This is a genomic window from Bifidobacterium sp. UTCIF-38, from assembly GCF_006454495.1.
GTDB classification, from domain to species: Bacteria; Actinomycetota; Actinomycetes; order Actinomycetales; family Bifidobacteriaceae; genus Bifidobacterium; species Bifidobacterium callitrichos.
In genome coordinates this window covers 70926-97467 of record NZ_JFAL01000028.1, presented here as the reverse complement: position 1 = coordinate 97467, position 26542 = coordinate 70926, and the positions used below count along the sequence as shown (strand labels likewise).

General features: G+C 63.0%; 24 protein-coding genes and 1 tRNA gene. 12 read left to right on the top strand and 13 right to left on the bottom strand.

Annotated elements, in window-relative coordinates; genetic code table 11:
- Positions 1 to 3 precede the first annotated feature (3 nt).
- Both BW11_RS10155 and BW11_RS10150 read right to left on the bottom strand, forming a co-directional pair.
- A complete protein-coding gene (locus BW11_RS10155) occupies positions 4 to 318 on the bottom strand; it encodes a type II toxin-antitoxin system RelB/DinJ family antitoxin (protein ID WP_140445615.1) in 315 nt (104 codons plus the stop codon).
- A gap of 368 nt (positions 319 to 686) precedes the next feature.
- A tRNA-Ser gene (locus BW11_RS10150) sits at positions 687 to 774 on the bottom strand.
- Between the two features lie 181 nt (positions 775 to 955).
- Here BW11_RS10150 and BW11_RS10145 point away from each other — a divergent pair.
- The 5 genes from BW11_RS10145 to ureC all read left to right on the top strand — a co-directional run bounded on the left by BW11_RS10145 (position 956) and on the right by ureC (position 7445).
- Complete coding sequence (locus BW11_RS10145) at positions 956 to 1993, top strand: glycosyltransferase family 2 protein (protein ID WP_107044388.1); 1038 nt, start codon at positions 956 to 958, stop codon at positions 1991 to 1993.
- Positions 1994 to 2020: 27 nt separating this feature from the next.
- Positions 2021 to 3928 (top strand): DUF6541 family protein, encoded by a 1908-nt coding sequence (locus BW11_RS10140; RefSeq protein WP_258184659.1) that lies wholly within the window; start codon positions 2021 to 2023, stop codon positions 3926 to 3928.
- A gap of 14 nt (positions 3929 to 3942) precedes the next feature.
- Positions 3943 to 4872: an AEC family transporter gene (locus BW11_RS10135; RefSeq protein WP_140445614.1), complete on the top strand. Its 930-nt coding sequence runs from the start codon at positions 3943 to 3945 to the stop codon at positions 4870 to 4872.
- A 120-nt stretch (positions 4873 to 4992) separates the two neighbouring features.
- The gene (ureA, locus tag BW11_RS10130) at positions 4993 to 5673 is read left to right on the top strand and encodes an urease subunit gamma (protein WP_140445613.1); all 681 of its coding nucleotides are present in this window, start codon (positions 4993 to 4995) and stop codon (positions 5671 to 5673) included.
- A 47-nt stretch (positions 5674 to 5720) separates the two neighbouring features.
- A complete protein-coding gene (ureC, locus tag BW11_RS10125) occupies positions 5721 to 7445 on the top strand; it encodes an urease subunit alpha (RefSeq protein WP_140445612.1) in 1725 nt (574 codons plus the stop codon).
- Between the two features lie 15 nt (positions 7446 to 7460).
- Here ureC and BW11_RS10120 read toward each other — a convergent pair whose 3' ends face one another.
- From BW11_RS10120 to BW11_RS10090, 7 genes are all read right to left on the bottom strand, one after another.
- Entirely contained in the window at positions 7461 to 8855 is a 1395-nt protein-coding gene (locus BW11_RS10120; protein WP_140445611.1) for a hypothetical protein, read from the bottom strand.
- Positions 8852 to 9772: an FAD:protein FMN transferase gene (locus tag BW11_RS10115; protein WP_140445610.1), complete on the bottom strand. Its 921-nt coding sequence runs from the start codon at positions 9770 to 9772 to the stop codon at positions 8852 to 8854. The genes BW11_RS10120 and BW11_RS10115 overlap by 4 nt, the downstream gene beginning before the upstream one ends.
- A 63-nt stretch (positions 9773 to 9835) precedes the next feature.
- Entirely contained in the window at positions 9836 to 10348 is a 513-nt protein-coding gene (locus BW11_RS10110; protein WP_140445609.1) for an FMN-binding protein, read from the bottom strand.
- A 229-nt stretch (positions 10349 to 10577) separates the two neighbouring features.
- Positions 10578 to 11381 (bottom strand): urease accessory protein UreD, encoded by an 804-nt coding sequence (locus BW11_RS10105; protein ID WP_258184658.1) that lies wholly within the window; start codon positions 11379 to 11381, stop codon positions 10578 to 10580.
- A gap of 34 nt (positions 11382 to 11415) precedes the next feature.
- Complete coding sequence (ureG, locus tag BW11_RS10100) at positions 11416 to 12024, bottom strand: urease accessory protein UreG (RefSeq protein WP_107042125.1); 609 nt, start codon at positions 12022 to 12024, stop codon at positions 11416 to 11418.
- A gap of 20 nt (positions 12025 to 12044) precedes the next feature.
- Complete coding sequence (locus BW11_RS10095) at positions 12045 to 12887, bottom strand: urease accessory protein UreF (RefSeq protein ID WP_258184657.1); 843 nt, start codon at positions 12885 to 12887, stop codon at positions 12045 to 12047.
- A 49-nt stretch (positions 12888 to 12936) separates the two neighbouring features.
- Entirely contained in the window at positions 12937 to 13533 is a 597-nt protein-coding gene (locus BW11_RS10090; RefSeq protein WP_140445607.1) for an urease accessory protein UreE, read from the bottom strand.
- A gap of 393 nt (positions 13534 to 13926) precedes the next feature.
- Here BW11_RS10090 and cbiM point away from each other — a divergent pair, with 393 nt between their 5' ends.
- The 3 genes from cbiM (at position 13927) to BW11_RS10075 (ending at position 16626) form a co-directional block, all read left to right on the top strand.
- Positions 13927 to 14991 (top strand): cobalt transporter CbiM, encoded by a 1065-nt coding sequence (cbiM, locus tag BW11_RS10085; protein WP_219846756.1) that lies wholly within the window; start codon positions 13927 to 13929, stop codon positions 14989 to 14991.
- 7 nt (positions 14992 to 14998) lie between these two features.
- Positions 14999 to 15811 carry an energy-coupling factor transporter transmembrane component T gene (locus tag BW11_RS10080; protein WP_140445606.1) on the top strand — a complete coding sequence of 271 codons (813 nt, stop codon included), beginning with the start codon at positions 14999 to 15001 and terminating at the stop codon, positions 15809 to 15811.
- 113 nt (positions 15812 to 15924) lie between these two features.
- The gene (locus BW11_RS10075) at positions 15925 to 16626 is read left to right on the top strand and encodes an energy-coupling factor ABC transporter ATP-binding protein (protein WP_219846755.1); all 702 of its coding nucleotides are present in this window, start codon (positions 15925 to 15927) and stop codon (positions 16624 to 16626) included.
- 57 nt (positions 16627 to 16683) lie between these two features.
- Here BW11_RS10075 and BW11_RS10070 read toward each other — a convergent pair whose 3' ends face one another.
- Positions 16684 to 17160: a hypothetical protein gene (locus BW11_RS10070; protein WP_140445605.1), complete on the bottom strand. Its 477-nt coding sequence runs from the start codon at positions 17158 to 17160 to the stop codon at positions 16684 to 16686.
- Between the two features lie 1637 nt (positions 17161 to 18797).
- Between BW11_RS10070 and BW11_RS10065 the strand changes: the two genes are divergently transcribed.
- Positions 18798 to 18989 (top strand): ABC transporter ATP-binding protein, encoded by a 192-nt coding sequence (locus BW11_RS10065; protein WP_043166029.1) that lies wholly within the window; start codon positions 18798 to 18800, stop codon positions 18987 to 18989.
- Positions 18990 to 19032: 43 nt separating this feature from the next.
- Here the strand turns inward: BW11_RS10065 and BW11_RS10060 are convergent, their stop codons facing one another.
- The 3 genes from BW11_RS10060 to BW11_RS10050 are packed head-to-tail and all read right to left on the bottom strand — an operon-like array spanning position 19033 to position 21833.
- A complete protein-coding gene (locus BW11_RS10060) occupies positions 19033 to 19731 on the bottom strand; it encodes a sirohydrochlorin chelatase (RefSeq protein WP_140445604.1) in 699 nt (232 codons plus the stop codon).
- 39 nt (positions 19732 to 19770) lie between these two features.
- Positions 19771 to 20211: a flavodoxin domain-containing protein gene (locus BW11_RS10055; protein ID WP_043166032.1), complete on the bottom strand. Its 441-nt coding sequence runs from the start codon at positions 20209 to 20211 to the stop codon at positions 19771 to 19773.
- Entirely contained in the window at positions 20208 to 21833 is a 1626-nt protein-coding gene (locus BW11_RS10050) for a nitrite/sulfite reductase (RefSeq protein ID WP_140445603.1), read from the bottom strand. Before BW11_RS10050 ends, BW11_RS10055 begins: the two co-directional genes overlap by 4 nt.
- Before the next feature lie 448 nt (positions 21834 to 22281).
- On the opposite strand from BW11_RS10050, the gene BW11_RS10045 reads away from it, so the two are divergent.
- From BW11_RS10045 to BW11_RS10035, 3 genes are all read left to right on the top strand, one after another.
- Positions 22282 to 23310 carry an NAD(P)/FAD-dependent oxidoreductase gene (locus BW11_RS10045; RefSeq protein WP_052119156.1) on the top strand — a complete coding sequence of 343 codons (1029 nt, stop codon included), beginning with the start codon at positions 22282 to 22284 and terminating at the stop codon, positions 23308 to 23310.
- Between the two features lie 196 nt (positions 23311 to 23506).
- The gene (locus tag BW11_RS10040; protein WP_181166142.1) at positions 23507 to 25669 is read left to right on the top strand and encodes an ABC transporter permease subunit; all 2163 of its coding nucleotides are present in this window, start codon (positions 23507 to 23509) and stop codon (positions 25667 to 25669) included.
- The gene (locus tag BW11_RS10035; protein WP_107044373.1) at positions 25666 to 26430 is read left to right on the top strand and encodes an ABC transporter ATP-binding protein; all 765 of its coding nucleotides are present in this window, start codon (positions 25666 to 25668) and stop codon (positions 26428 to 26430) included. The genes BW11_RS10040 and BW11_RS10035 overlap by 4 nt, the downstream gene beginning before the upstream one ends.
- The last annotated feature ends 112 nt before the right edge of the window (positions 26431 to 26542 follow it).

Here is a 26542-nt window from a genome sequence, read left to right as displayed (position 1 = left end):
TGGTCAGTCCTTCCAGGACTGCGGGAGCACAGGGGTGCCGTCCTGATCGCGTTTCGGCTCGACGACCATGCTTTCGGGGACATCGATTACCGGATACCCTCTATCGTCCAATCCCTTGTACGTGATTCCGTTGGGTGCGACGTAGCCGGTTTCTGGCAACACCGGTTCCAGACTGGGCTGGAACGGCATGCGATGCTCCCGCACCGATTGACGCAGAAACACGTTGATGGCCGTGTTCAGACTCATCCCCATCGACTCATACAGTTCCGCGGCCTGACGTTTGAGCTCGGCGTCCACGCGGTATGTTGATGTGACCATGCTGCACCTCCATCAAAAGTATATCAGATGTATTGCATATGATATATGTTTGCGTGGTGGGACTTGAACCTAGGAAGTTACTTGGGAAGTTACCTGGGAACCTAGGAAGTGGGTGTGGGTAAGATTCCTAGGTTCGGGTGTGGGTTCGGGGCGGTGCTCGCGAGGGGCCCTCCATGGCTTCTTGTGCGTACATGCTGGTGGATGACCTGTGTCTTCCAGTGTTCCGGTTCTCCGTAGGCAGTGCGCCGCAGGATACTAAGACGGGTCAAAACGGAAGGCGGACAAATCGTCGGAACAATTCAGAATCGTTGAAATACTGCTGCTTCGGCAATGAAAAAGCCCTTTTCCTTTGGGTGGGAAAAGGGCGATGGCGGAGGATACGAGATTCGAACTCGTGAGGCTGTTCCACCAACACGCTTTCCAAGCGTGCGCCATAGACCACTAGGCGAATCCTCCGTGTTGTCTCTCCGCCCCTAGACAAGCAGGCTTCGAACGCAACTCGTCATACAATACCAGCTTCTGCAAAATCTGCCACCATACGGCGTGTTGTGTTGCGCCGCAACGGTTTTGGGGATTACGGATTCATTGCTGATTGGGCGCGAGGGCCGTGGCGGGGCGTAGTGAGAGAATAAAGCACATGACTGATGTGAAGAAGACGCCCAAGTCCATCGACCACCTTGCGATGGTCATCACCACGTACAAGCGCCAGAACCTGCTCGCCACTCTGTTCGAGTCGATTCTCGCGCTCGAACAGGCCCCGTGGCGCGTCATCGTCGTGGACAACGAGCAGTCCGACGAGACGAAGTCCATGGTCGCCGATCTCGAGGCCAAGGCGAACGCGCAGTGGGGTAGGACCGTCGCCGACCGGTCCGGCAACCAGTCGCGCGTCGTCTACGCGCCGCAGACCGAGAATCTCGGCGGCGCGGGCGGCTTCTCCGCGGGCGTCAAGAAGGCGTACCAGTTGGGCGCCGAATGGTTCTGGGTGATGGACGACGACGTCGCCGTCCTGCCCGACGCGATCGCCAAACTCGCCCCGTGGACCCTGCGCCACGAGGTCATCCAGGGCTCCCGCTTCGACTACGACGGCGGCCCGTTCTACTGGCAGTACGACTTCCGCATCGGCTTGGGCATCCCGAACCCGATCGCCCCGGCCGCCTTCGGCCGCGCCGGATACCGCACGATGAACACGCTGTGCTTCGAAGGCGGCCTGTTCAACCGCCGCGTCGTCAAGGCGATCGGCCTGCCCGACCCGCGCTTCTTCATCTACTGGGACGACACGATCTACGGCTATCGCGCGAGCAAGGTCACCGCCCCGATCGTCGTGCCCGACGTGGTGCTGCGCCGCACGCGCGAGATCGGCAACTGGGACATCGCCGGCGTGCGCCAGCTCAACTCCACGTCCGATATGAACCGCTACCACATCATGCGCAATCGCGGCTACATGGCCCGCTACTTCATGGTCTACGGCGATTATCGCCCGTTCCTCTTCGCGCTTGGCACCGCCGCGACCGCCGCCAAGGAGCTCATCCGGCTCGTCATGGTCGATCGCGAGCACTTGAGGACCGGCATCGTGCAGATCGCCAAGGGCTGGTGGGATTCGCGCAAGCTCCTGCACGACCGCTCGTGGCGCCCGATGCCGGCCCCGCTGCCGGACACGCTCGATCTCGACGACTGATCCGGGCGATTCGGAGCCGCCCGTCACATGTCGATCAAGTCGATGAACACCGTTTCCGACACGTCCACGTCCGGTACGTCCACGTCCGGCGCGTCTGTCATGCCGCGCCGTCTCGCCCAGCTCGTCGCCCTGCCCACGTGCATGACGATCGGCGTGCTGCTCGCATTCGCCGTGGTCGTCGCGTGGTTCCCCAAGGGATCCGCGGCGTGGCAGTATCCGCTGCATCAGATCGACGCGCCCGCCCACTACTATTTCATCCGACGCATTCTCGACGAGGGAATCGGCGCGGCCACGCACCTGTGGCCCAACGACGCGTACTATCCGCCGCTGTTCCACCTGCTCGCCGCCGGACTGATCGCGATCGCGCGGCTTGTCGGCGTTGAGATGACCATCTACACCGCGTTCAACGTCGTGTGGATCGCCGGCGCGGGACTCGTCTGGCCGGCCGGCATGCAGCTGCTCGCCTCGTACTGGACCTGCCGCGGCCTGCGCGACGCCCGTGCGCCGTCCCGCCTTTTCCCCTGTGCGATGGCGCTGATCGTGCCGCTGCTATCGGTTGCCTCGGCCAGCCATCCGTTCCAGATGCTCGCCTCCGGCCCGCTCGTCGCCTACGGCCTCGCCTTCTCGCTGCTGCCGTTCTGGCTGTACGCGACGCTGCGACTGTTCGACGCGATCGTCGCGCGATCCGCGATCATCCGCTGGAGCGCGATCACCGTGCTGACCGGCGGTATCACCGTGTTCGCGCACCCGCGCATGACGTTCACCTGGCTGCTGTTCATCGGCCCGTTCCTGCTCATGCGACTGCCGTGGCGATTCATTCTCGCCGCGCTCGCCGCTTGCGTGCTCGGCGCGGGCGCGTTCCTCGCGTACATGATCACGCACTACAAGTCGAGCCGCTACTTCAATCCGGGCGACTGGTTCCACACGTTCGTGCCGAATCGCACGGTTCCCGACGCGTTGCGCGTGTTCGTCACCGACAACATCGACGGGCCCGCGGGCATCGTGATGGCGGTGGCGGTGGTCGCGGCCGTAGTCGTGACGATTGCTGCGGTTGTGACCGAGAAGACGGGTTTCCTGCGCAAGGATGCGATTTCGGTGCTGCTGGTCGTGGTGCTGTTCGGGCTGCTCTACGTGTGCTCGACCGCGCTCACCGGGTGGTTTCCGAACATCGTGGCGGCCGCGTGGTATCGCGCCGAGACCAGACCTCTCACGATGATCCCGCTCGCGATCGTCGCCCTGCTCGTCTTCGCCGCGAGTGCGCTGCATGAGACGACGATCCCATCCCCGCATCCGTTCCGCGCCCGCCGCACCATCTCGACGATCATGGTCGCCGCCCTTGCCGCGTTCGCCGTCGGCGCGCAGTTCGGCGGCGTGACGAGCGGGCCCGACGGGTCGATCACCGGCTGGGGCAACGCGAATCGCGCCAGACTCGCGCACGACATCTACGCGAACATGACCCTGACCGACGCCCAGCCCGACGAGCAGCTCACGGACACGAAGTACGGCATTCTCGCCGACGTGGCACGTACGGTCGAACCGGGAGCGGCGGTCATCTCCGATCCGCTCAACGGGTCGATGTATGGCAAGACCGTGTTCGACGTGAACATGCTCTACCCGATCTACAATCCGATGGCCGAGAAGAACGGCGCGATCTTCGGCGCGGTCGAGCGTGCGTTCGACTCCGGCGACAAGACGACCCTGCTCAACACGGTCTGCCCGATCGAACAGGACAAGCCCGAATACTTCCTCGTGATGGGCGGTCAGGCGCCAAGCCTCCAGATGTTCACGTTCCGCCAGCAGTACGATCCGTTCCATCGCGAGGATCTCATCGCCAAGTACACGGTCGACGGCACGCTCGTCAAGGTGCGCGACTACTCGGATCGCGCCGACTATGCCAAGGGGTGGGCGCTCTACCGCTTCGGCTGCACACGGTGAGGTAGAACGGGAGCATGCTCTTCCAAGCCTGCTCCCTGCTGCTGGTCATCGTCGGCACCTACGCGCTCAAGCATCTGCATGTGTTCGGCGAACGCGACTACAAGGTCGCGCAGGGACTTGTGTTCAATCTGACCCTGCCCTGCGCGATCATCCTGTCGTTCGCGACGAACAAGCATGACATGCGCATGCTGTGGATCGTGCTGTTCGGCTTCTTCGCCTGCCTGATCCCGCTGTTCGTCGTCTACTTCGGCTCGCGCGGCGACGAACGCAACTACCGCGCCTTCCAGATGCTCAACGCGTCCGGCCTCAACCTTGGCGCGTTCTGCCTGCCGGTCGTGCAGACGTTCATGGGCGCGTCCGCCGGCCTGCCGATCATCATGCTCGATATCGGCAACGCGACCGTCGCCACCGCCGGGTCGCTGACGATCACGCGCACGCTGCTCAAGATGGACGACAACTTCAAGGCCCTGCCGTGGCGGCTTCGGCTGCGCAACATCGCCCGCGACTTCCTCGGGTCGATCTCGTTCGACATCTACATGCTGATGCTCGTGTTCATGTTCCTGCACGTCACGATCCCGCAGCCGATCGTCACCCTGATCACGCCGTTCGCCAACGCGAACGCGTTCTGCGCGATGGCGATGATCGGCCTCATGATGGAGGTGCCCGACAATCGCAAGGACAAGGTGGAGCTCGCGAAGGTGATCGCGTGGCGTGCGGTGTTCGGCGTGATCATCGCGCTCGCCGCGTGGTTCCTGCTGCCGTTCGACGCGCGCATCCGCGAGATCATCGTGCTGGGCGCGTTCGCCCCGGTCACGATCTTCTCGACCAAGTTCACCGATTCGCTGACCGGCAATGCGAAGCTTGCCGGATTCTCGCTGACCGTCACCGCGATCATCGGCCTGGTGGTGATGACCGTACTGCACGCCCTGCTGCCCACGGCGTGACGCACCCGTTCGCGCGTTCCACGGGAACGAGACGGCGAAACATATCGTTCTTGTAGCGGCCGTAGAATGTGCCCGATTCGTGAGACGCACGCAACGACCATACGGACGATGGGGGCCTTGATGAGACTGACACCACGGGAGACCGACAAGCTCATGCTGTATTTGGCGGGACAGCTCGCCAAGGACCGCAAGTCGCGGGGGGTGAAGCTCAACTACGTCGAGGCGATCGCGCTGATCTCCTCCGAATGCGTCGAACGCGCACGCGAGGGCGCGACCGTCGCTGAACTCATGTCCTACGGGCGCACGCTGTTGAAGCCCGAGGACGTGATGGACGGCGTCGCCGAAATGCTCGAGGTCGTCGAAGTGGAGGCCACGTTCCCCGACGGCACGAAGCTCGTGTCGATCCACAACCCGATCGAATCGACCGAGAAGCTCGTTCCCGGCGAATATCTGCTCGCGGACGACGACCTGACCCTGAACGACGGCAAGGACGCCATCGAACTCGACGTCGTCAACACCGCCGACCGCCCGATCCAGATCGGCTCCCACTTCCACTTCTTCGAAGTCAACAAGTACCTGAAGTTCGACCGCAAGGCCGCCTACGGCAAGCGACTCGACATCGCCGCCGGCACCGCCGTGCGATTCGAGCCGGGCGAGGCCCATCGCGTGCGCCTGATCGACATCGGCGGCACGCGCGAGATCCACGGCTTCAGCGCGCTCGTCGAAGGCCGGCTCGACGACCCGCAGGTGCGCGAGGCCGCGTTCAGGAAGGCCCACGAACTGGGCTTCCTCGGCATCTGAGACTTGATTCGATCGGCAGGAACATCGGCAGGAACGGGACACACATCATGAGCAAGACCATCACACGCAAGGACTACGCGGGCATGTTCGGCCCGACCACCGGAGACCGCGTCCGCCTCGGCGACACCAGCCTCGTCATCGAAGTCGAGAAGGACTACACGCACTACGGCGACGAACTGAAGTTCGGCGGCGGCAAATCGTTCCGCGACGGCATGGGCCAGTCCAGCGTCCAACTCGACGCCGAATCGCCCGACACCGTCATCACCAACGCGCTGATCGTCGACTGGACCGGCATCTACAAGGCCGACATCGGCCTGAAAAACGGCAGGATCAGCGCGATCGGCAAGGCCGGCAACCCGCAGACGATGAGCGGCGTCACCCCCGGCCTCGAAGTCGGCTCGGGCACCGAGGCGATCGCCGGCGAGGGCCTGATCGTCACGGCGGGCGGCCTCGACACGCACATCCACTTCATCTCCCCGCAGCAGATCCGCACCGCGCTCGCGGGCGGCGTCACCACGATGGTCGGCGGCGGCACCGGCCCGGCCGACGGCACCAACGCGACCACCTGCAACCCGGGTGCGTTCCACCTGGCCCGCATGATCGAGGCGGCCGAGGCGCTGCCGGTCAACATCGCCTACCTCGGCAAGGGCAACGACTCCAGCCCCGAACCGCTGCGCGAGCAGATCCGCGCCGGCGCCGCGGGATTGAAGATCCACGAGGACTGGGGTTCCACGCCGGCAGTCATCGACACCTGCCTCGGCGTCGCCGACGATATGGACGTGCAGGTCGCGATCCACACCGATACGCTCAATGAGGGCGGCTGCGTGGAGGACACGATCGCCGCGTTCAAGGGCCGTGCGATCCACACCTATCACACCGAGGGCGCCGGCGGCGGCCACGCCCCGGACATCATCCGCGTGGCCGGCTTCCCGAACGTGCTGCCGAGCTCCACGAACCCGACGATGCCGTACACGCGCAACACGATCGACGAGCATCTCGACATGATGATGGTCTGCCACCATCTCGATCGCAACGTGCCGGAGGACATCTCCTTCGCCGACTCGCGCATCCGCCCCGAGACGATCGGCGCGGAGGACGTGCTCCACGATCTTGGCATCATCTCGATGATGAGCTCCGACTCGCAGGCCATGGGCCGCGTCGGCGAGGTCATCACCCGCACGATCCAGACCGCCGACAAGATGAAGAAGCAGCGCGGACCTCTGCCGGAGGACGAGCACGACAACAACCGCAACGACAACTTCCGCGTCAAGCGCTACGTGTCGAAGTTCACGATCAACCCGGCCATCACGCACGGCATCGCCGACTACGTGGGATCGATCGAGGTCGGCAAGATGGCCGATCTCGTGCTCTGGCAGCCGTCGATGTTCGGCGCGAAGCCGGAGATGGTCATCAAGGGCGGTACGATCGCCTACTCGCGTATGGGTGACGCGAACGCCTCGATCCCGACCCCGGAGCCGGTCTACTACCGCGACATGTTCGGCGCGCTGGGCCGTGCGCTGTCGAGCTCGTGCGCGACGTTCGTCTCGCAGGCCGCGGTCGACGACGACATCAAGGGCAAGCTCGGCCTGGCGCGTCAGGTGCTGCCGGTGCGCGGATGCCGCACGATCGGCAAGAAGGACCTGAAGTTCAACGACACACTCGCCGACATCCAGGTCAACCCGGAGACGTTCCAGGTGACGGTCGACGGCGAGCTCGTCCACTCCGATCCGGCGTACGAGCTGCCGCTCACCCAGCGCTACTTCCTGTTCTGAAAGTTGCGCCGGGGCTCACATCGCGAAGGGTTCGTAGTAGATGTCGGTGGATGCGACGCCGTGCTTGGCGAGGATCTCGCGCACCGCGTCCATCATCGGCATCGGGCCGGCGATCAGGTAGATCGCGCCCGGGCGGATCATCGGCGCGATCAACGCCTCATCCGCGTGGCCGGTCTTCAGCCGCACGCGCGTGTTCGGCGACGAGGCGCCGAACCGTTCCAGTTCGTCGCGGTAGATGAAGTCGCGATCCGATCGCGCGGTGTACAGAAAGTCGACGATGCGCGGGGTGGAGGCGGTCGGGGCCGTGTTCGCGCCGGTTCCCGCCGCACCCGCGTACGCGGTGAGCACGCCGATCAGTGGGGTGACGCCGATGCCGCCGGCGATCAGCACCAGCGGAGTGGGGGAGTGTGCGGACGACTGCGCGTCATGCTCCCTGATGAACTCGGCGTAACGGCCGTACGGCGGCACGATGCGCACGCGTTCGCCCTGCTTGAGCGAGGCGATCTTCGAGGTGAAATCGCCGTCGGCGCGGATCGCGAACGACATGACCGGGGCCTGGCGGGACGTTTCCCGTCCATCGCCCGCATATGAGTTGGTCAGCGAGAACGGGTGCAGCTCGTGCATGCCGCGTACGCCCGGGAACGAGATGAACGCGAAATCGCCCGGATTCCAACGGATCGAGGAACTCGTCCCGGACGCTGTCGCACGCCCGGAATCGTCGATTGCGATACGCAGTTCGGTCACGCGCGGCGCGATCGGACGGACCGACGCGACGCGACCGCGCAATGTGAACGCGCGACGGCTCGCCGAACTCCACACGTAGTAGGCGAACACCGCGATCGTCGCCGCGTCGAAGAGGAACAGGAACGGGCGGTTCGACGCGATGTAGTCGATCACATGCACATGGATGACGATCAGCGCGATCGCCACCAAGTTGAGCCGGTGCAGCCACACGCTCATCTCGTGACGGAACAGCCGTTCCAACGCGCGCTTGACCTTGGCGAGCCAGGCCACGCGTGACGTCAGCCACCCGGCCATGAACACCAGCGACCACACCGCCACTGCGATGAACAGATACAGTCCCGTGTGCCCGGTCAGGCTGATCAGCGCGCCCGCGCCCGGCAGCAGCGACTGGTGCACGAACGCGAGGGCGATCGCCAGAATCGCCAGCACGCCATGAATCATGTACATGTGCGGCAGGCCGACCGTGCGGTCCACCCAGCGCGGACGGCACGCGAGATACACGGCCGCCAGCATCCACGTGTACGCGACGACGCCGATCTCCGCGCCGAACAGCGTATCGGCGTACAGCGCCGGATAGCCCGCGGCCAGCGTCGCGAGGAACGGCAGCGGCACGATGAACAGCACCGTGGCCCATGCGAGGGCGATATGCGAGGTGAGGAATTTCATGATCGGTCCTTGATGTCTCTCTTCGTTGTTTGTGATGTTTCCGGCGTGATCTCGGCGATCGTTCCGTCCGCGCGCACGAGCACCGCTTTGAGCGTCGCTCGGGCGACGTCGTTGCGGGCGATCATCGCGCGGAAGTCGCGCTCGCCGGCGCTGATCGCGGCCGTCGCCCACATGTCCGCGAACGTGAGGTGATCGTCGACGACGGTGACCTGTGTGAGATCGTGCGCACGTCGGGTGATGTGTTCGCCGCGTGCGGACGTGCCCGACGTGGCGATGCCGCCGTTGCGCAGGGTGATCGTGCGCAGGGTCGCGTCGTGTGTGGGTGAGAAGGGGTCTGCGACGCCGATGTTCCACGTGAAACAACTGTCGTTATTCACGCCGGTCTGGATATCGCCGCCGCCTCCGATCGCCGCGGCCTCGCACCGTCCGGCATCGAGCAGCGGCTTGAGGAATCGGCGATGCGCCTCCTCCACGGCCCAGCCCTTGACGATGCCGGTCGGGTCATAGACACCTGCGTGCATCGGGTCGAAATGCCCGTCGGTCAGGGCCTTGGCCTGCTGCGCGAGTGCGTAGATCTCGGCGAACGCGGTGACGGGCCGGCTGTCGAGCGGACCGGGATGCAGCAGCGCCGACCAATCGCCGCGTCTTGCCGCCGTGACCTGGGAGTCATCGCGGAACGGGGAGAACGTCGAGTCGACATCGGCGAGGAATGCGGCGATGCGCGGCGTGACCTCGTCGAGCAGGGCGTCGAGATGGGACGCGGGGGAGTCCTTGGTGATCGGGGAGATCCGGTCGTTGTCGGGGTCGGTATCGTGCGAGCCGGCATCGGCCGTGTGGGCCAGCTGAATGGTGAACGGGATGGTCATCGCATGGATGACGCGCGCTCTAATGGTCGGGAGAGATGATGTGGGTGCCATATCTTGAGTGTCCGGAGTCAGTGTGATGTCATGTCCGGTATCCCTCAGGGGGCTTTGTCGACGTCATTTGCCGGCGTTGAGCGACTGGTTGATGGCGTCCTGCAGCGAGTTGACGAACGCCGTGGAGGTTTCGGTCGCTCCCGAGACGAACTGGATCTCGGCGCTCTGTGCGCTGATCGCCCGGTCCGTCAGCTCGGGGATCGCCTGTGCATTCACCGACTGCGAGCGGCCGTGGGTCGGCATTTTGACGGTAGCGATGTCGGTGATCTTGCCGCCCTTGACGGTGACCTGCAGCTGGATCTCGCCGTACGCGTTCGGCGACGCGACGGACGTGTACGTGCCGTCCTTGAGTTCGCCGGACGACGCGGAAGATGAGGAATCCCCGGACGAGGTGCCCGAGTCGTTGGCACCGCCCGACGATCCGGATCCCGAGGTGCCGGACTGGGGCGACTGGGCCAGAGTGCTGGATGCTCCCTGCTGGGCCAGATGCGGCTTGACGAACAGCAGGAACGCATCGGCCACGATGGCCAGTCCCGCGATCGCGGCGATGGCCGCTTTCGTGATGGTTGCCTTCATGATGAATCCCCTTCATACATGTGATACAAACGCCTAGTCGGGCATGCCGGATACATCATGGCGAAGCCCTGTGGAACGCGTGCTGCATGGTACTGCGTGAGCCGTTGACGCGTTCTGACGACGTCACGATACCTATCGCGATCTGGAAGGGAAATAGGGGAAATCTGAAAGTGAGCTGAAAAACGCTATGATTGTGACATATCTCTCATCGAGGTATTGTCGGTGGCCGTCACCCCTCAACCACCAGGTCGGCGACGTCCTTGATGAAATCGAAGGCGTCGTCGCCGCGCGTGGTGAGCAGGCGCACGCACACGCCGTTCACTGCGCGGCTCACGCCCAGCTCGCCGGTGAGGCCGACCGCGTCCGCGTGCGAGCGGATGCGGTCGATCAGCGCGTCCTCGGCCGCGATCCGCGTTGCCTCGTCGTCCGCTCTGTTGCCATCCTCGCCATCCGTCTCCGGCAGGTGCGCGTACAGCACGCCGCAGTGGGTGAACTCGCGCCACATGCCGATGCCCGTGTAGTCGAACGCGTCCGGTTCAAGCAGCATGCGATCGGCGAACGCCAGACGGTCGCCCACATACACGCGCATGCGGTTCGTGAACCGGCGCATCGCCCACCGCTCGTCCATGCCGACGCGACCGCACGTCACCACATCCGCGTATACGAACGTCGACTCGGGGGCGATATGCGCGGTTGTCAGGTTCGAGAACGTGCTGCCGCGGAACGGGATCACCGGGAACGGCAGGAACACGGCCTTCGCGTCGCCTCGCGCGGTCAGTTCGATCGTGCGCGACGCCGACCCGTCGGCCGTGTCCAGCACCTTCTCGTAGCTTTGCGTTCGGATCGTCGAATCGGTGCCGGGGCCGAAATCGATCTCGATATGCGCCTCATCGCCCTTCAGGAAACCGGGGGAGGCGAGCATCACGATGAAATCGGAGTGACGGCCGTTCGTGAACGGCGTCATCAGCTTGAACGGCGCCTCGAAATACACGTCGTCGATCTTCGTGCGCCCATGCCGGAACGCGGTTGCCAAACGAAAAGTGCTACTGCCCATGGAAACTCCCGGATCACACGCCTTCGAACAGAACGTTCTTCTTGATCCACGCGATCACGTCGTCGACGCCTGCGCCGCCCATCAGGTCGGTGAAGATGTACGGGCGGCCGTTGCGCATCTTTTCCGAATCGCGGGCCATCACGTCCAGATCGGCGTGCACCAGCGGCGCCAGATCCGCCTTGTTGATCACCAGCAGGTCGGAACGGGTGACGCCCGGGCCGCCCTTGCGCGGGATCTTGTCTCCCTCGTCGGTCGCGATCACATAGATCGTCGCGTCGGCCAGATCGGGGCTGAACGTCGCGGACAGGTTGTCACCGCCCGACTCGACGAACATGATCTGCACGTCCGGATGCGTGCGCGCCATCTCCTCGCACGCCTCGAGGTTCATCGAGCAGTCCTCGCGGATCGCGGTGTGCGGGCATCCGCCGGTCTCGACGCCGACGATGCGATCGGGGGCGAGGCGACTGTGCTCGATGAGGAACTCGGCATCCTCCTTCGTGTAGATGTCGTTCGTGACGACGCAGATGCTGTATTCGTCGGCCATCTTGCGGGTGAGGCGCTCGATGAGGGCGGTCTTACCGGAGCCGACGGGGCCGGCGATGCCGATACGTACGTAGGACATTGGTTTCTCCTTTGGTGATTTCAGCTCATGTAGAGGCGGGAGTAGAGGGTTTCGTGTTGCATGGCGGCTATGTCGAGGTAGGCGCCGGAGATGCCGAGATCCTCGGGTTTCAGGGTCAGGGCGATGTCCACGGCGCGGATGAGGCGCGGGAACGAGTCGTGCAGGGCCACCTGACCGACGTACTGGCTTAAGGGGATCGCCTTCGCGGCGCACATCGTCAGGGCGCTCAGCAGCGAATAGCCGTAGGTGACGGCGGCCTCGCGCACGCTGGCCGCATGGTCGGCCGCGTACAGACCCATCGCGATCGCATGGACGCCGCGGCACCGTCCGGACGCGATGAGTCGCGCGTACAGGTCAAGCTTCGGCGACCCGTACAGCGCGTCGGTCGCGCCCTCCAGACGGTGGCGTTCGGTGACGTGCTCATGCACGGCGATGATCACGCCGTCGCGCGCATCCCGTGTCTCGTGGGCGGCGTCCATCTGGCGGACGAGCTTGAGCAGACGGGTGCACATGCGCTCGCTGCCCTCGCGGATCTCGCGCGCCGACTGCAGGGCCGACGCGAGCTCGTCCAGCGCGATCACCTTGCGCTCCAGCCCGGCCGCCGACATGCGTTTATCGGTGCCGTACTTGCCGGCGAGGACCATCTGCCCGATCTCCTTGTACGGGGCGACGGCCAGATAATCGCGCACGTACTGCTCGAAGTCGGCGCCGCGACGCAGGAAATCGCGTTGCACGAACGTCTCCATGCCGTTGGACAGCGCGAACGCGCCCACCGGAAACACGCTGTCGCACACCTGCAGCATGGCGAGGTGTCGCGCCTGCGCGTCGTTGAGCGCCTCGATGTCGGCGTTTTTCATGGTCATCGATGGTGCCTCGGATCGGGAGATCGGAATGGAAGGTGCCGGACGTGGCTCAGTGCGTGTGCCAGGTGTGGCCGCCGTCGTGGCTGTGCGAGCCGTCCGGGCGATGCAGTACGCCGTTGAGCTCGTATTCGGCGTCGGCCTCGGCCTCCTGCTCCTCCTCGGCCACGTCGCCCGTGGTCTTGTTGGTGCCGGGGATGATCGTGCCGGTGCCCGCGTGCGCCTTGACGATGAGGAATCCGTCGAAGCCGCCCTCGATGATGTGCGGTTCGTAGCCGATCTTCTTCGTGTACTCCATCGTCGGGTGGTCGTACGGCACGAGCACGCGGTCATCCTCCACCTTGAGGCTCAGGTGACGGTTGCCCAGCTCGAAGCACAGGCGACCCATCTCCTTCATCGAGTCGACCGGGATCTCGATGAGCTGCGCGGTGCGGATGCGCGCGAAATAGCGCTTGTCGGCGGTCTCGGCGAGCACGTCGCCGTCCTTGATAGTCTGGCCGACCATCACGCCGAGTTCGGTGCCGTCCTCGGCGATCTTCATCATGCGCTTCTTGTCCGTTTCGAACCAGTCGAAGGCGACCGGCACCTCGAGTTTGCCGTCGTCGTAGTGCTGGCTGATGATGTTGCCGGTGATCTCCTTGGCGATCATCCGCCCTCCTTATCGTGAGTGTCATGCGGTTCATGCGGCGTGACGAGATACTTCGTGTGCGTGGGCTCACGTTGCCGTGATCGTCATGCCGGATGTCCGCTGTACGGACACTCAGTCTAGGGTCCTCGATGCGTCGTTATGTAACGAGCGCATGATGGAAAATCCGGAAAATACTTTGGAAGAAGTCCTCTGAATCGCGATTTTGGCGTGACGGTGAAACGCTTGTAATCGGCGTGTTGCCAATGTTTGCAACCTGTGTGGGGTCGTCGTTTACATGGTGCAACGCGCATGTGATATTACGTTCCCAGCAACGCAAGGTCGAATGGTCTTTTCGACTGCGCTGCAACGTTCTTCATCAGCAATGTCCACGATGTGGACGAGAGAGAGGCTGCCATGTTGTACGACCCGCAATCCGTGACGTTGGCGATGCATATTCCCGACAACTTCATCTCACCGTCCACCGGCGCGGTGTTCTGGGTGATCATGATCCCGATCTGGGTGCTGTGCTTCCGCTCCGTGATCCGCAACAGCACCCCGGAGAAGATGGCGTACCTCGGCGCGGGCGCCGCGTTCTCGTTCCTCATCATGATGTTCAATGTGCCGACCCCCGGTGGCACCACCGCGCATGGCGTCGGTGGCGCGCTGATCGCCCTGCTGCTCGGCCCCCAGTACGCGACGGTCGCCGTGTCGGTCGCGCTGCTGCTGCAGGCGCTCCTCTTCGGCGACGGCGGACTCATCACGCTCGGCGCCAACTGCTTCAACATGGCGTTCGTCCTGCCGTTCGTCGCCTACGGCCTGTACGTCGGACTGCGCAAGATTCTTCCCGACGGCTGGAAGGAACGCGTGGCCGAGTTCATCGCCGGCTACATCGGCATCACGCTCGCCGCGTTCTGCGTCGCGCTCGAGCTTGGCGTGCAGCCGCTGCTGTTCCGTGACGCCGCCGGCCAGGCGCTCTACTTCCCGTTCTCCTTCACCGTGACGATCCCCGCCATGCTCATCCCGCACCTCGCGGTCGCGGGCGTGGTCGAAGGCCTGGTGACGGTGGTCGTCGTCGAATTCGTGCGCCGCACCGCTCCGGAGATCATCGAGGCCAACGCGCGTGTGACGACGTCCGACGGACCCGCGTCCTCCGCCCATTCCGGTCTGCGCACCTCCGCATGGATCGCGCTCGGCGTCGTTGCGTTGCTTTCTCCGCTGGGACTGATCGCCACCGGCGACGCGTGGGGCGAGTGGGGTGCCGAGGACTTCATGGCAGCCACCGGACTTGACTATGTTCCGCAGTACATCGCGCATGGTTTCACGTGGAACGCTCTGCTGCCCGACTACTCGCTCGCGGGACTGCCGGACATCGTCGGCTACATCCTGTCCGCCGTGATCGGCATCGCCGTCATGACCATCGTCTTCCGCCTGCTCGCCCTCGCCGTGCGTGATCGCAAGGCGGTCGGGGCGAAGGCGTGATCGCCTGATGGCGTCCCTTCCCGCGTGGCTGGGGGAGCCGGAACGGTACGAGCCGGTCGATGACCGCTCGTCGTTCATCGAGCACAATCTCGCCCACCTCGGCGGGATGCTCGAACAGGTCGGCGCCCCGCTGCCGGTCACGCACAGTCCGGTCGACCGCGCGTTGTGCGCGGTATCGCCGTCCCTGCGCATCATCGGCGTGCCGGCCGCGATCGTGTGCGTCAACGCAACGCGCAACATGCTGTTCGCATACGTGATGCTCGCCGTCGTGCTCGTCATGCTGGCGATGCGCCCGGCGCGCATGATCGTCGCGATCGTCAAACCCGCGCTCGCGGTGTGCGTGCTGAGTTTCATCCTCTCTGCGCCGAGCGTGTTCATCGGCCAGTACAGTGCGCCCGTGCGACTCGTCGTCAAGGCGTTCGTCGCCGTGTCGCTGGTGATCGCACTCGCCCGCACGGTGCCGTGGAACCGCCTGATCGCCGGGCTCAAGGGCGTCGGCTGCCCCGATTCGGTGATCTACGTGTGCGATGTGACCGTGCAGTTCATCGACATCCTCGGTCGGTCGATGGTCTCCCTGCTCGACGCGCTGAGACTGCGCAGCGTCGGCCGCGACTCGCACAAGCTCATGTCCGCGGGCCGCGTGATGGGCGCGCTGTTCCTGCGTGCCAATACACAGGCGAAGCAGATGGCTGAGGCGATGGTCTGCCGCGGCTTCGACGGCCACTACCATGTGCGCCGCGATCCGCTCGTCACCGTACCCAACGCGATCTACGCGCTCGTCATCGCGGCGATGATCGCGTTCGCCGTCTACTGCGGATAAAGGGCATTCCGCACCGGCAATCCATCGATGAACGGACTACCCCTCAGACCTGCTTCGCAGGCCAGCTCCCCTGACAAGGGGAGCCAGAGGTGGTGGGATCTTAGACTGGAGGAATGATGTTTGACGGGGATCCGTTAGTCGAGTTGTCGCATGTCTGCTTCGCGTACCGCGACGTCGCAGGTGATGCCGGTGCGAGCGGCCGTCGCGCCGTCCTCAACGACTTCAATTTGACGGTCAATCGCGGCGAGTGCGTCGCACTGCTGGGGCCCAACGGTATCGGCAAGACCACGGTGATGCGCATCATCAACGCGCTTGAATTCCCGACCGCCGGCGAATACCGCTTCGGCGGCACGCCCGTCACGCGAGTCGAGGTCGAAAAGCGCAACAGCCGATTCGCCAAGGCGCTGCACCAGTGCATCGGTTTCGTGTTCCAGAACTCCGATACGCAGCTGTTCTGCCCATCGGTGGGGGAGGAGATCGCGTTCGGTCCGACGCAGATGGGTCTACCGGATGCGGAGGTCGAACGTCGCGTGAATGACATCATCCGGCTGTTCGACCTGGAACGATTCGTCGATCGCGCGCCCTACCGCCTCTCCGGCGGGGAGAAGAAGCGCGTCGCCGTCGCCTGTGTGATGTCGCTGAACCCTGATCTCATGGTGCTCGACGAGCCGACCGACGGCCTCGACGTGGAGAACACCGCGCTGGTCGTGCGTGTCCTCAAGGCCTACGTCGAGGCCGGCAAGACGGTCCTCATCTCCACCCACCACCACGACATCGTCGAAGCGCTCGGCGCGCACATCGTACGGATGGGCTGAGCGCGCCGAAGTGCAGGCGAAAGCGTGTCGGATTACAGCATGTGCGCGGACGAAAACCTATTTCGTATTGTTGTCAGTGCCATATTTTAGGAAAAGACCTTCTTGGGTTACCAACTGATTGCATACGTTGAATAGGTCCATTTCTTTCTTGAGGCCGTAAAAAGTTACGGAGAAACCGCCACAAACACTGATGAGTACTCGTGGTGAATCGAGTAACACTTGAAGTGATGTGAAGTCATCAATGATGACTTTCTTGATGGCTGAATCCATTTTTTCTGGTGGATAAGATCTTATGTTTCTATCGTATTCGTAATCTGCTGAAGGATTTTCGGGTCTTGCCAAATAGACTTGACAAGGTGTATAGTACATTATTTTAAGCAGTATACTAGAAATCTTTTCTGCAAATAAGCCAATATATGTATTTTCAAAATATTCTTCCAATTCTAGGAAGGATGGATCATTGGTATCGTATGGTATGTAATCAATGAAATAATATTGACTTGATTGTTGTAGAAAGTCAACGTCTTCGTACATATTCGACTACTTCCCTAATACTTCGCCATTGCTGCCTAGTGAGGCAATTCTATTGCCGTTTTTGTTCTTTAGCTTCCACTTTCTTCCGCCATGCCCTGCTGTGTCTTTGTCTATGGTCCATCCGCCCTTCTCTCTATAGGCGTTTTTACCTTTGACCTTATCTTTAAACTTACTTAAATCTACATTGCCGTCGCTGTTGCGTAACCTTGAAGGAATCGCTCCTTATTGAGTAAGGATTCAAACTCTTTAATTGTGTAAAATCTTCCGCTAATGCTAATTCCATCGGTTTTTATTATGATATCATGTGGATTTGATGAATATGAATATTTTATAGAGTGTGTGCTGGTTCTGTTTTCTTGTGAGTATGCAAGTGGTGATATGTTTGCCGAGAGAATAATTGTCAAAATGATAGCGGCAGTTTTTCTAAATGTCATTTAGATCGATCTCCTTGTCGGTCCGTTTATTTAAGTTTGATGCTTAACAATATTATCACATGTACTATTGTGCTAGTGTTCTGCGCCGTAAATTCGTTGATGAATTTACGGCGCAGAACATAGGTCGCGTCAACTATCCACTTGGTAAACAAGTCCGGCCTGAGTGCCTAGTCCGGTCTGAGCTCATTACGCCCGACCCCATAGGATCACCACGATAACCCACATTTCCCGCCTCATCGTGTCCGATCCCGTAGGATCCGACGTTATGGTGGCTTGCGGGGTTGTGAAAACGTCCGATCCTATAGGGGCCGGCGTTGAGAGGTGGGGGAAGCGGAGAAAACGTTCGATCCCGTAGGATCCGATCGGCGAACGAGGTGGATCGGGGATGGATGCGTGACGAGTCTGCCGCTCAACGCAGGTCAATCGGTTGATGTTCGTCGGGTGGCAGAAAACCGTGCCACTCAACGCGATTCCGGCGATTTTCAGCGTTGAGTGGCAGACGCATCGGCGGCAGGGACAGTCCTTGCGATACCGGTTGTTGTGGAATCGTTGGAAAATGGCCGTTTTGACAACACGTCAAAAAGACGGTGAGGCGGCAATGACGCATCGTCGTGCCACTCAACGCCAAAACCGCCGAAAAATGCGTTGAGTGGCACCGCAGGAGGCGCAGCCGGGAGGCATGGCTGAGGGGATGCGGGCGGGCGACATGGCCGAGGCGGCACGGCCGGACGACGCAATTGAGTCGGTCTGTGGTGGCGCGGCCGAGTGTCTAGCGGTCTGTCTTGCAATTGTTTGAGTGGTATCGGCCCCCCCTCTGACGGGACGTTGCCGTGAAGCAAACAGCGGAGCTGTGTGTAGGCAACGCGCGCAGCCGACAGACAAGTCAGTCGGCTGCGCGCGTAGTGCGTCCATAGCTGCAGGACGAGCTAGCCCGCGAAGCGGGTCTGAGGGGTGGTCAATTCATCAACGAATTTACGGCGCGAGATACTAGTAGTGTTTACACTAGTTTGCTTGCTGCGCTCGATGTGAAAGTGTATTCCCCGTCTGTCGACAGAGGAATACCGGATCGACGATCTGCATTACATCGGAGGTCTCGGCATCAACGCAAATCGCACGTAGGAAAACGAGATGTTGGGCATCGATGAAGAATGGACCGCGGTCCGAAGTTGGCGTTGAGCGAAGCGCGTCGCCGTCGCCTGTGTGATGTCGCTGAACCCTGATCTCATGGTGCTCGACGAGCCGACCGACAGCCTCGACTCGGAGAACACCGCGCTGGTCGTGCGCGTCCTCAAGGCCTACGTCGAGGCCGGCAAGACGGTCCTCATCTCCACCCACCATCACGACATCGTCGAAGCGCTCGGCGCGCACATCGTACGGATGCCCGGAACCGCATAGCTTGGCTCCTCTCTGACGAGGGGAGCTGTCAGCGACGCAACAATCACACGCCGGCTTGCGTGAGGCGCTCGCGAATCGCGTTGATGATGACCGGGTCGTCCTCCAGCGTGGGCAGGAAGATGTCCCCGGATTCGATCGCCTGGACGCGCGCCTTCATCTTGGCGGCGAGTCGCCCGTCCGTCAGGAACAGGCGCTCGACGATGAACGGGCCGTGCTCGTCCACCAGCGTCTCCTCGATCTTCGGGTGGCCCACATGGTTCGTGGGCACGATCTCGACGCCGATCGCCTTCCCCACCCGCGCGGCGAGCGCCTGCAGCTGCTCGAACGGCTCGGGGAAGTGGGGCGTGCCGTGTGCGATGAGCAGCACGCGACGGTTCGGGAACGCCTGTACGGCCGCGCCGAGCGTACGCTCCAGATAGCGTTCGACCGCCTCCGTCTCGGCCAGCGGTTCGGTCACCGTGACCTTGATCGCGGGGTCGAGCACCTTGGCCGAGCGCTCCGGAATGTCCCAGCGCATGTGCGTGGCCGAATAGAGGAGCACCGGCACGATGACCAGATGGTCGACTCCGGGCTGCGACTGCAGGTCGGTGATGCCGTCCTCCAGGGTCTGCTCGTCGCCCTCGAGGAACGAGATGCGGCCGAGCTGGCCCTCGTCGGCGATGAATCCGGCGAGCAGTTCGAGATTCGACTCGGGGATCTTGCCGCGGCGGCCATGCAGTACGTAGAGATAACCGGTGGTCATGGTGTCGGTGCTTCCTTTGGGGTGGTTCGGTGTGATTGCTCAGGCGGCGAGGGTCTTCGCCAGATCCTTCAGACGCTTGATCGCGTCGTCGTCGGGAGCGAGCTCGATCTTGACGCTCGGTGCGGCCAGTTCCGCGCCGTCGTCGGTGACGAGCTTCTCGAAGAAGTCGACCGCCGCGCAGAAGTGCGGGTAGCTGGTGTCACCGGTGCCGATGACCGCGACCTTCTTGCCGGACAGGTCGGCGCCGTCCAGATCGTCGTAGAAGTCGACGATGCCGCCGGGGACCTCGCCGTTCGCGCCGTCGGACCAGCTGGCGATGACGTAGTTGTCGGCGCCGTCGAAGAACTCGTCGACCTCCACGCCGTCCTCCGCGTCGATGACCTCGACGTCCTGGCCCAGATCCTCCAGCGCCTCCTGCAGGATCTCGACGGCTTCCTTGGTGTTGCCAGTCGCGCTGGTGTAGATGATCTTGGTGCTCACTTCAGTACCTCCGGTAGGGTTTCGATGAATTGGTTGAGGGTTTCCTGGAAATGATCGGTTCCCTGACGGTTGTAGTAGTCATAGAACGTTTCGGTTCCCACGTGGTTGTCCTGATAGTCGGTCAGGATCGACGCGACCGCGTCGGCGAGCTGCTCCTTGGAGAACACTCCCTTGAGCGGCTCGTTGAAGTGGCCCTCGCCAAGGAGGCTGCCACCTACGGAGAGCTTGTAGCCCTCCACATGCTGACGGTCGGGGGTGCGCGCGTGCACGCCCTCGATACCGATGTCGGCGATGGAACGGTGGGCGCAGTTGCTGCCGCAGCCGGTCATCGTCACGTTGATGGGGGTGTCGAACGCGAAGCGCTTGTCGAGGTTCTCGATCAGCGGCTTGAACACGGTCTTCGTGTGCGCGTTCGCGAGGTTGCAGTACTCGGCGCCCGTGCAGGTGTTGCCGTAGTCGGCCAAGAGATGCGGGTGGATCGAGAAGCGCTCGAAGATCGGCAGAGCCTCGACCTCGGCGAGCTTGTCCTCCGGGATCCACGGGATGATCATGTTCTGGCAGTGATCGAAGCGGATCTCGTCGCGTCCGTAGTTGCGGGCCACGTCGGTCAGTGCGCGGAAGTCGTCCGCGGTGATACGGCCGGACGGCACGGAGACGCCCACGTAGTAGTAGCCGTCCTGCTTCTGGCGATGCACGCCGAGCGCGTTGCCGCTGTTCCAGCCCTTGACCTTGCTGCGACCCTTGGTCTGCAGGTCGGGCAGGGATTCGCGCACCTTGTCCTCGAACTGCTCGGCGCCCCAGTCGGCCACGAGGAACTTCAGTCGCGCCTTGGAGCGGCTGCGGCGGTAGCCGTAGTCGCGGTAGACCTGGCAGATCACCTCGGCCACGTCGGCCACGCGATCGGGGGTGACGAAGATGTTGAGCTGCTGCGCGAGGTACGGCTTCATGCTGAGACCGCCGCCGACGAACACGTTGAAGCCCTTGACGGTGTGGCGTCCGATGCGCTTGGTGGCGGGCGTGAACGCCACGTCGTTGATCTGCGCGTCAGCCGAGTTGTACACGTTGCTGCTGATCGAGATCTTGAATTTGCGCGGCAGGTTCGAGTAGTCGTAGTTGCCCTGGAAGCGGTGGTAGACGTCCATCACGGTCTGGCGCGTGTCGAACAGCTCGTCCGGGTCGATGCCGGAGAGCGTGTTGTCGACGATGTTGCGGGTGATATCGCCCTCGGCGCCCACCGTCGTCAGTCCCACGTTCGTGATGCCGGCGAAGATGTCGACGAGCTCCGCGAACGGGATCCAGTGGTACTGCACCGCCTGACGCGTGGTCAGGTCGATGATGCCGTGACCGTACTTCTCGCCGATCCAGGCGATGTGGTCGGCCTGCTTGACCGTGACGCGGCCGCCCGGGATCTTGATGCGCATCATGAAGTATCCGTCGGTCTGCGGCTTCTGGACCGTCAGACCCGCGTACTTGAAGTACATGAAATAGCTCGGGTCGATTTCCGAGAACGGCTTCTTCACCAGCTCGGGGAGGTCCTTGAACACGTCAAGGCCGTCCTCCTTGAGCTTGGCGATCTCGTTGCCGTTGAGCTTCTGGTCCGCCCATGTGGCGATGTAGCTCATGCTGCCCCCAATTCGAGTGGTTGAACCCCTGTTGAGTCGGGAGCCTACAAACGCCGGATTGCGGTGTCAAAACGGGGATTCGTGGGTTTTACAGGGTCGGGGTGGCGTGAAACCGTTGCGATTTCGCCGTTTCTCGCATGTTTCACGTGAAACATGCGGGTCCGAGGTTGGTTGATGGTTCTAGTTGTCATCCGTTATCAATCGTTGGAATTCCGCCGTTTTGCGGATTGTGGCCGCACTTCGTGTCACCGGCGTCGATCCGTATACTGACGCCTATATGATCCGACGGCCGGTCATCGGGGCCACGGGAGACCGGCATCGTATTGACTACCCCTCAGTCCCGCTTCGCGGGCCAGCTTCCCTGACAAGGGGAGCCGAGGTGGTGGCGGTGCGGGGAGACCGGCATGGGGTCATGAACATCAATACGGATACATTGGGGGGAAACCACATGAGCGAAGCAACCACTATCGAGCAGACCGAGGCAGAGAACGCCGGGGCGCCCGCCATCACGGACGTGACCGTGATCGGCGGTGGGCCGGTCGGCATGTTCGCCGCGTTCTACTCGGCCATGCGCAATCTCGACGTCACGCTCGTCGACAGCCTGCCCGAGCTCGGCGGTCAGGTCGCGGCCCTCTACCCGGAGAAGCCGATCCACGATATCGCCGGATTCGTCTCCGGCACCGGCGCCGAACTCGTCAGCAACCTGAAGAAGCAGATCGACACGTTCCCCGAACGCATCACCGTATATACCAACGAGGAGGTGCGTGGCCTCGAGCAGCTCGCCGACGGCACGTTCACGCTGACCACGCCCGCGCGCGAGATCCGCACGCGCTCGGTGATCGTGGCGATCGGCTCCGGCGCGTTCACGCCGCGCCCGCTCGCCATCGACTACGATCGCGAGCGACTCGACGGCCATGGGGTCTTCTACTTCGTCAAGCATCTGGCCGATTTCGCCGGCAAGACCGTCGCCGTGGCGGGCGGCGGCGACGCGGCCATCGACTGGGCGCTCGAACTGGAGCGCATCGCCGGCAAGGTCGTGCTCATCCACCGTCGCGACAACTTCCGCGCGCTCGAATCGAGCGTCGCGCGACTGAAGGAATCGACCGTCGCGATCCTCACGCCGTACAAGTTCACGTCCGTGACCGGCGTGCCCGACGGCGACGGCCTGCACATCGAACTCGCCAAGATCAAGAGCGACGAGACGCTTGATCTCGACGTGGACGCGCTGCTCGTCAACTACGGCTTCACCTCCGACAACCATCTGCTCAAGGAATGGGGATTGCCGGTCAAGCGCGGCGATCTGGAGGTCAACGAGTATCTGGAGACCGAGGTGCCACGCATCTACGGCGTCGGCGACGCGGTCAACTATCCGGGCAAGGTCAAGCTCATTTCCGCCGGCTTCGGCGAGGTGCCGCGCGCCGTCAACCACCTGGCCGAGCAGCTCTACCCTGATCGCAAGCAGCCGTTGCACGAGTGATGTGCGAGTGACGTGCGAATGACGTGCGTATAGCCCGTCATAAGCAACGTCTTCAATGAAGCCGCCTCGGCGCGCCGATGATTGCGGTAACGTCGCCGGTATCCGCGAAAGCGCCTCCATCGCCCGGGGGAAACGACAGGGCGATGGCAGGGGAAGAAAGCGACGCCGCGGAGCACACGTGAATGGGGGCTTCAACTTGCGTACTCGTACATCATCCATATCCGATTCGTCAGCGACGGCCGGCCGCATCCGGGCGATCGTCGCCGCGATGCTCACCGTCCTGACGATCCTCGTCTCCGGCGCGTTCGGAGTGCAGCCGGCCCACGCCGACGAATCGACCGGTCTCAAGACCCTGCGATTCGGCTACCCGTCGTCCGGCACCAACTGGAACAACGGCGTGCTCGGCGTCGCCCTGGAGAAGGGCTATCTCGACGAGTACCTGAAGCCCCTCGGCTACAAGGCCACCGGCACCGGCTTCGTCGGTGCCGCGCCCGCGCTGCACGAGGCGCTGACCGGCGGCGACCTCGACTACGTCGACTACGCCGGATTCGCCGGCATCCTCGGCAAGTCCAAGGGCATCGACACGACGCTCCTGGCCGTGACCGAATACAACTCCGGCTGGCGACTCGTCGCCTCCACCAAGTCCGGGATCAAGTCGATCAAGGACTTGAAGGGCAAGAAGGTCGCCTATATGCGCGGCGCCACCCCGCAGATGTACCTGATCAAGGTGCTGCAGCAGGGCGGCCTGAAGTTCTCCGACATCGAAGCGGTCAACACCGATCTGCCGAGCGGCCTGTCGACGCTCGCCACCAACGGCATCGACGCGGCCGTCGTCTCCGCCGGACAGGAGCAGCAGCTGGTCGATGAGGGCAAGGCAAGGGTCATCCACAGCGGCATCAAGGCCGATCGCAAGATCTTCTACGAGCCGACCGTGCTCATCGGACGCACCGACTTCGCCAAGCAGCATCCGGACGTGTCCGCAGCGGTCATCAAGGCGCTGCTCAAGGCCAAGGACGACATCGTCAAGGATCCGGACGCGTTCAACAAGCTGTCCGCGCAGCGATCCGGCAATCCGCTCAACGTCGTCGAGGCCACCGCCGTCGACGATCCGAAGGTCGGCCACCCGGTGACGCTCACGCCCGCGCTCATCGACTCGATGAAGCAGGTGCAGCAGTTCGAACTCGACAACAAGCTCATCGCCAATCCGATCGACGTGCAGGCGTGGGCTGATCCGGCTCCGCTCAAGCAGGCCATCGAGGAATACGAGCAGGACAAGGGCGTGGCCGACGCGAAGAAGGATGCCGCGTCCGCCGTCGCCGGCGTCGTCGACGAACAGGCAGCCGGGGCGACCGGTGCCTCCGCCGATGCGGCCGCACGGAACCGCGCGAACACGGCTTTCGCGGCGATCGCGCTGCTCGTCGGCTACGTGCTGTTCGCCGTCGCCGTGACCGTCGGCCGCAACCGCCTACGCGCCTGGCTGAACGTGCTGAATCGCAAGGAGATCGCGTCCGTCGCCGATGACTCGGCCGACGAATCGTCCGCTTCGACCGCCGCCTCCCTCACCTCGCGCATCCAGTCGCTGGGCGTCGCCAAGCGTGTCCTCGACGTGGTCTTCCTCGTGTTGCTGCCGATCGGCGTGTTCGTCGTCTGGCATGTGGCGACCGCCTCCGGGCTGATCTCCACGCTCGTGCTGCCGACGATCTCCTCGGTGGCCGACACGATCGTCGGTCAGCTCACCTCCGGCACGTTCAAGGGCGACCTTGCGATCAGCATCAGCCGCATCCTCAAGGGCTACGGACTGGCCGCCGTGTTCGGCATCTTCTTCGGCGTGATCATGGGCATGAGCCTGTCCGCGAACCGCTTCTTCATGCTCGCGTTCAAGGCGATCCGCCAGATTCCGATGATGGCCTGGGTGCCGCTGCTGGTCATGTGGTTCGGCATCGGCGAAGGCTCCAAGGTGGCCGTCATCTTCCTCGCCGCGTTCTTCCCGATCCTCATGAACACGATCGACGGCATCACGCGCGTCGACCGCAAGCTCGTCGAGGTCGGCAACATGTACCAGCTCTCGCGGTGGCGTCTCTTCCGCGAGATCTACCTGCCGGGCGCCCTGCCGTCGATCTTCGTCGGACTCAAACTGGCCCTCGGCATCTCCTGGATGGCCGTCGTCGGTTCCGAGATGATCGCGGCCAGCTCCGGCATCGGCTTCCGCATCAACGATGCGCGCAGCCTCATGGATTACTCGATCGTATTCGCCGGCATGATCGTCATCGCCGTGGCCGGCGTGCTGATGGACGTGGTGCTCTCCGCGATCTCGCGGGCCGTCACCCCGTGGGAAACGATTAGAAAGGCAACAGCATGACCGTGGACTTGGATATCGAAGGACTGGGCAAGAGCTTCGTCGTCAAGGGCAAGCCGATCACCGTGCTCGACGGCATCAACCTGGAGGTGCGCGACGGCGAACTGCTCGTCATCGTCGGCCACTCCGGCTGCGGCAAATCGACCCTGCTCAAGATCATCGCCGGCCTCGAACAGCCGACCGCCGGCCGCTGTGAATTGAACGGCCACGAGATCACCAAGCCGGGCACCGACCGGTGCATGATCTTTCAGGAGCATCGCCTCTTCCCGTGGATGAGCATCGAGAACAACGTGCAGTTCGGTCTGAAGGGGCGACCCAAGGCCGAACGGCAGCGCATCTCCGACCATCTGCTGAACCTCGTCAAACTCGGCGACTTCAAGGACGCCTACCCGAGCCAGCTGTCCGGCGGCATGTCCCAGCGCGCGGCCATCGCCAGGGCGCTCGCCACCGATCCGGAGATCCTGCTGCTCGACGAGCCGTTCGGCGCGCTCGACGCTCTGACCAAGATCGAACTGCAGGACGAGCTTCTGCACATTCGCAAGCAGCAGCACAACACGATGATCATGGTCACGCACGATATCGAGGAGGCCGTGTATCTGGCCGACCGCATCGTCGTCATGTCGACCCGCCCCGGGCGCATCGAGGAGATCATCGACGTCGATCTCGGCGAGCATCGCGACCGCGGCAGCAACGAGTTCGCCGCATACAAGAGCCGCGTCTACGACCACTTCCTGCGCACGCGCGAAGTCGTCAAGGCATCCTGAAACCTCAGAATTCCGCCTCGTGTTTCGGCTCCCCTTGTCAGGGGAGCTGGCCCGCGAAGCGGGTCTGAGGGGTAGTCAATTCGTCAGCATTACGAACCATCTCCGCCCTTTC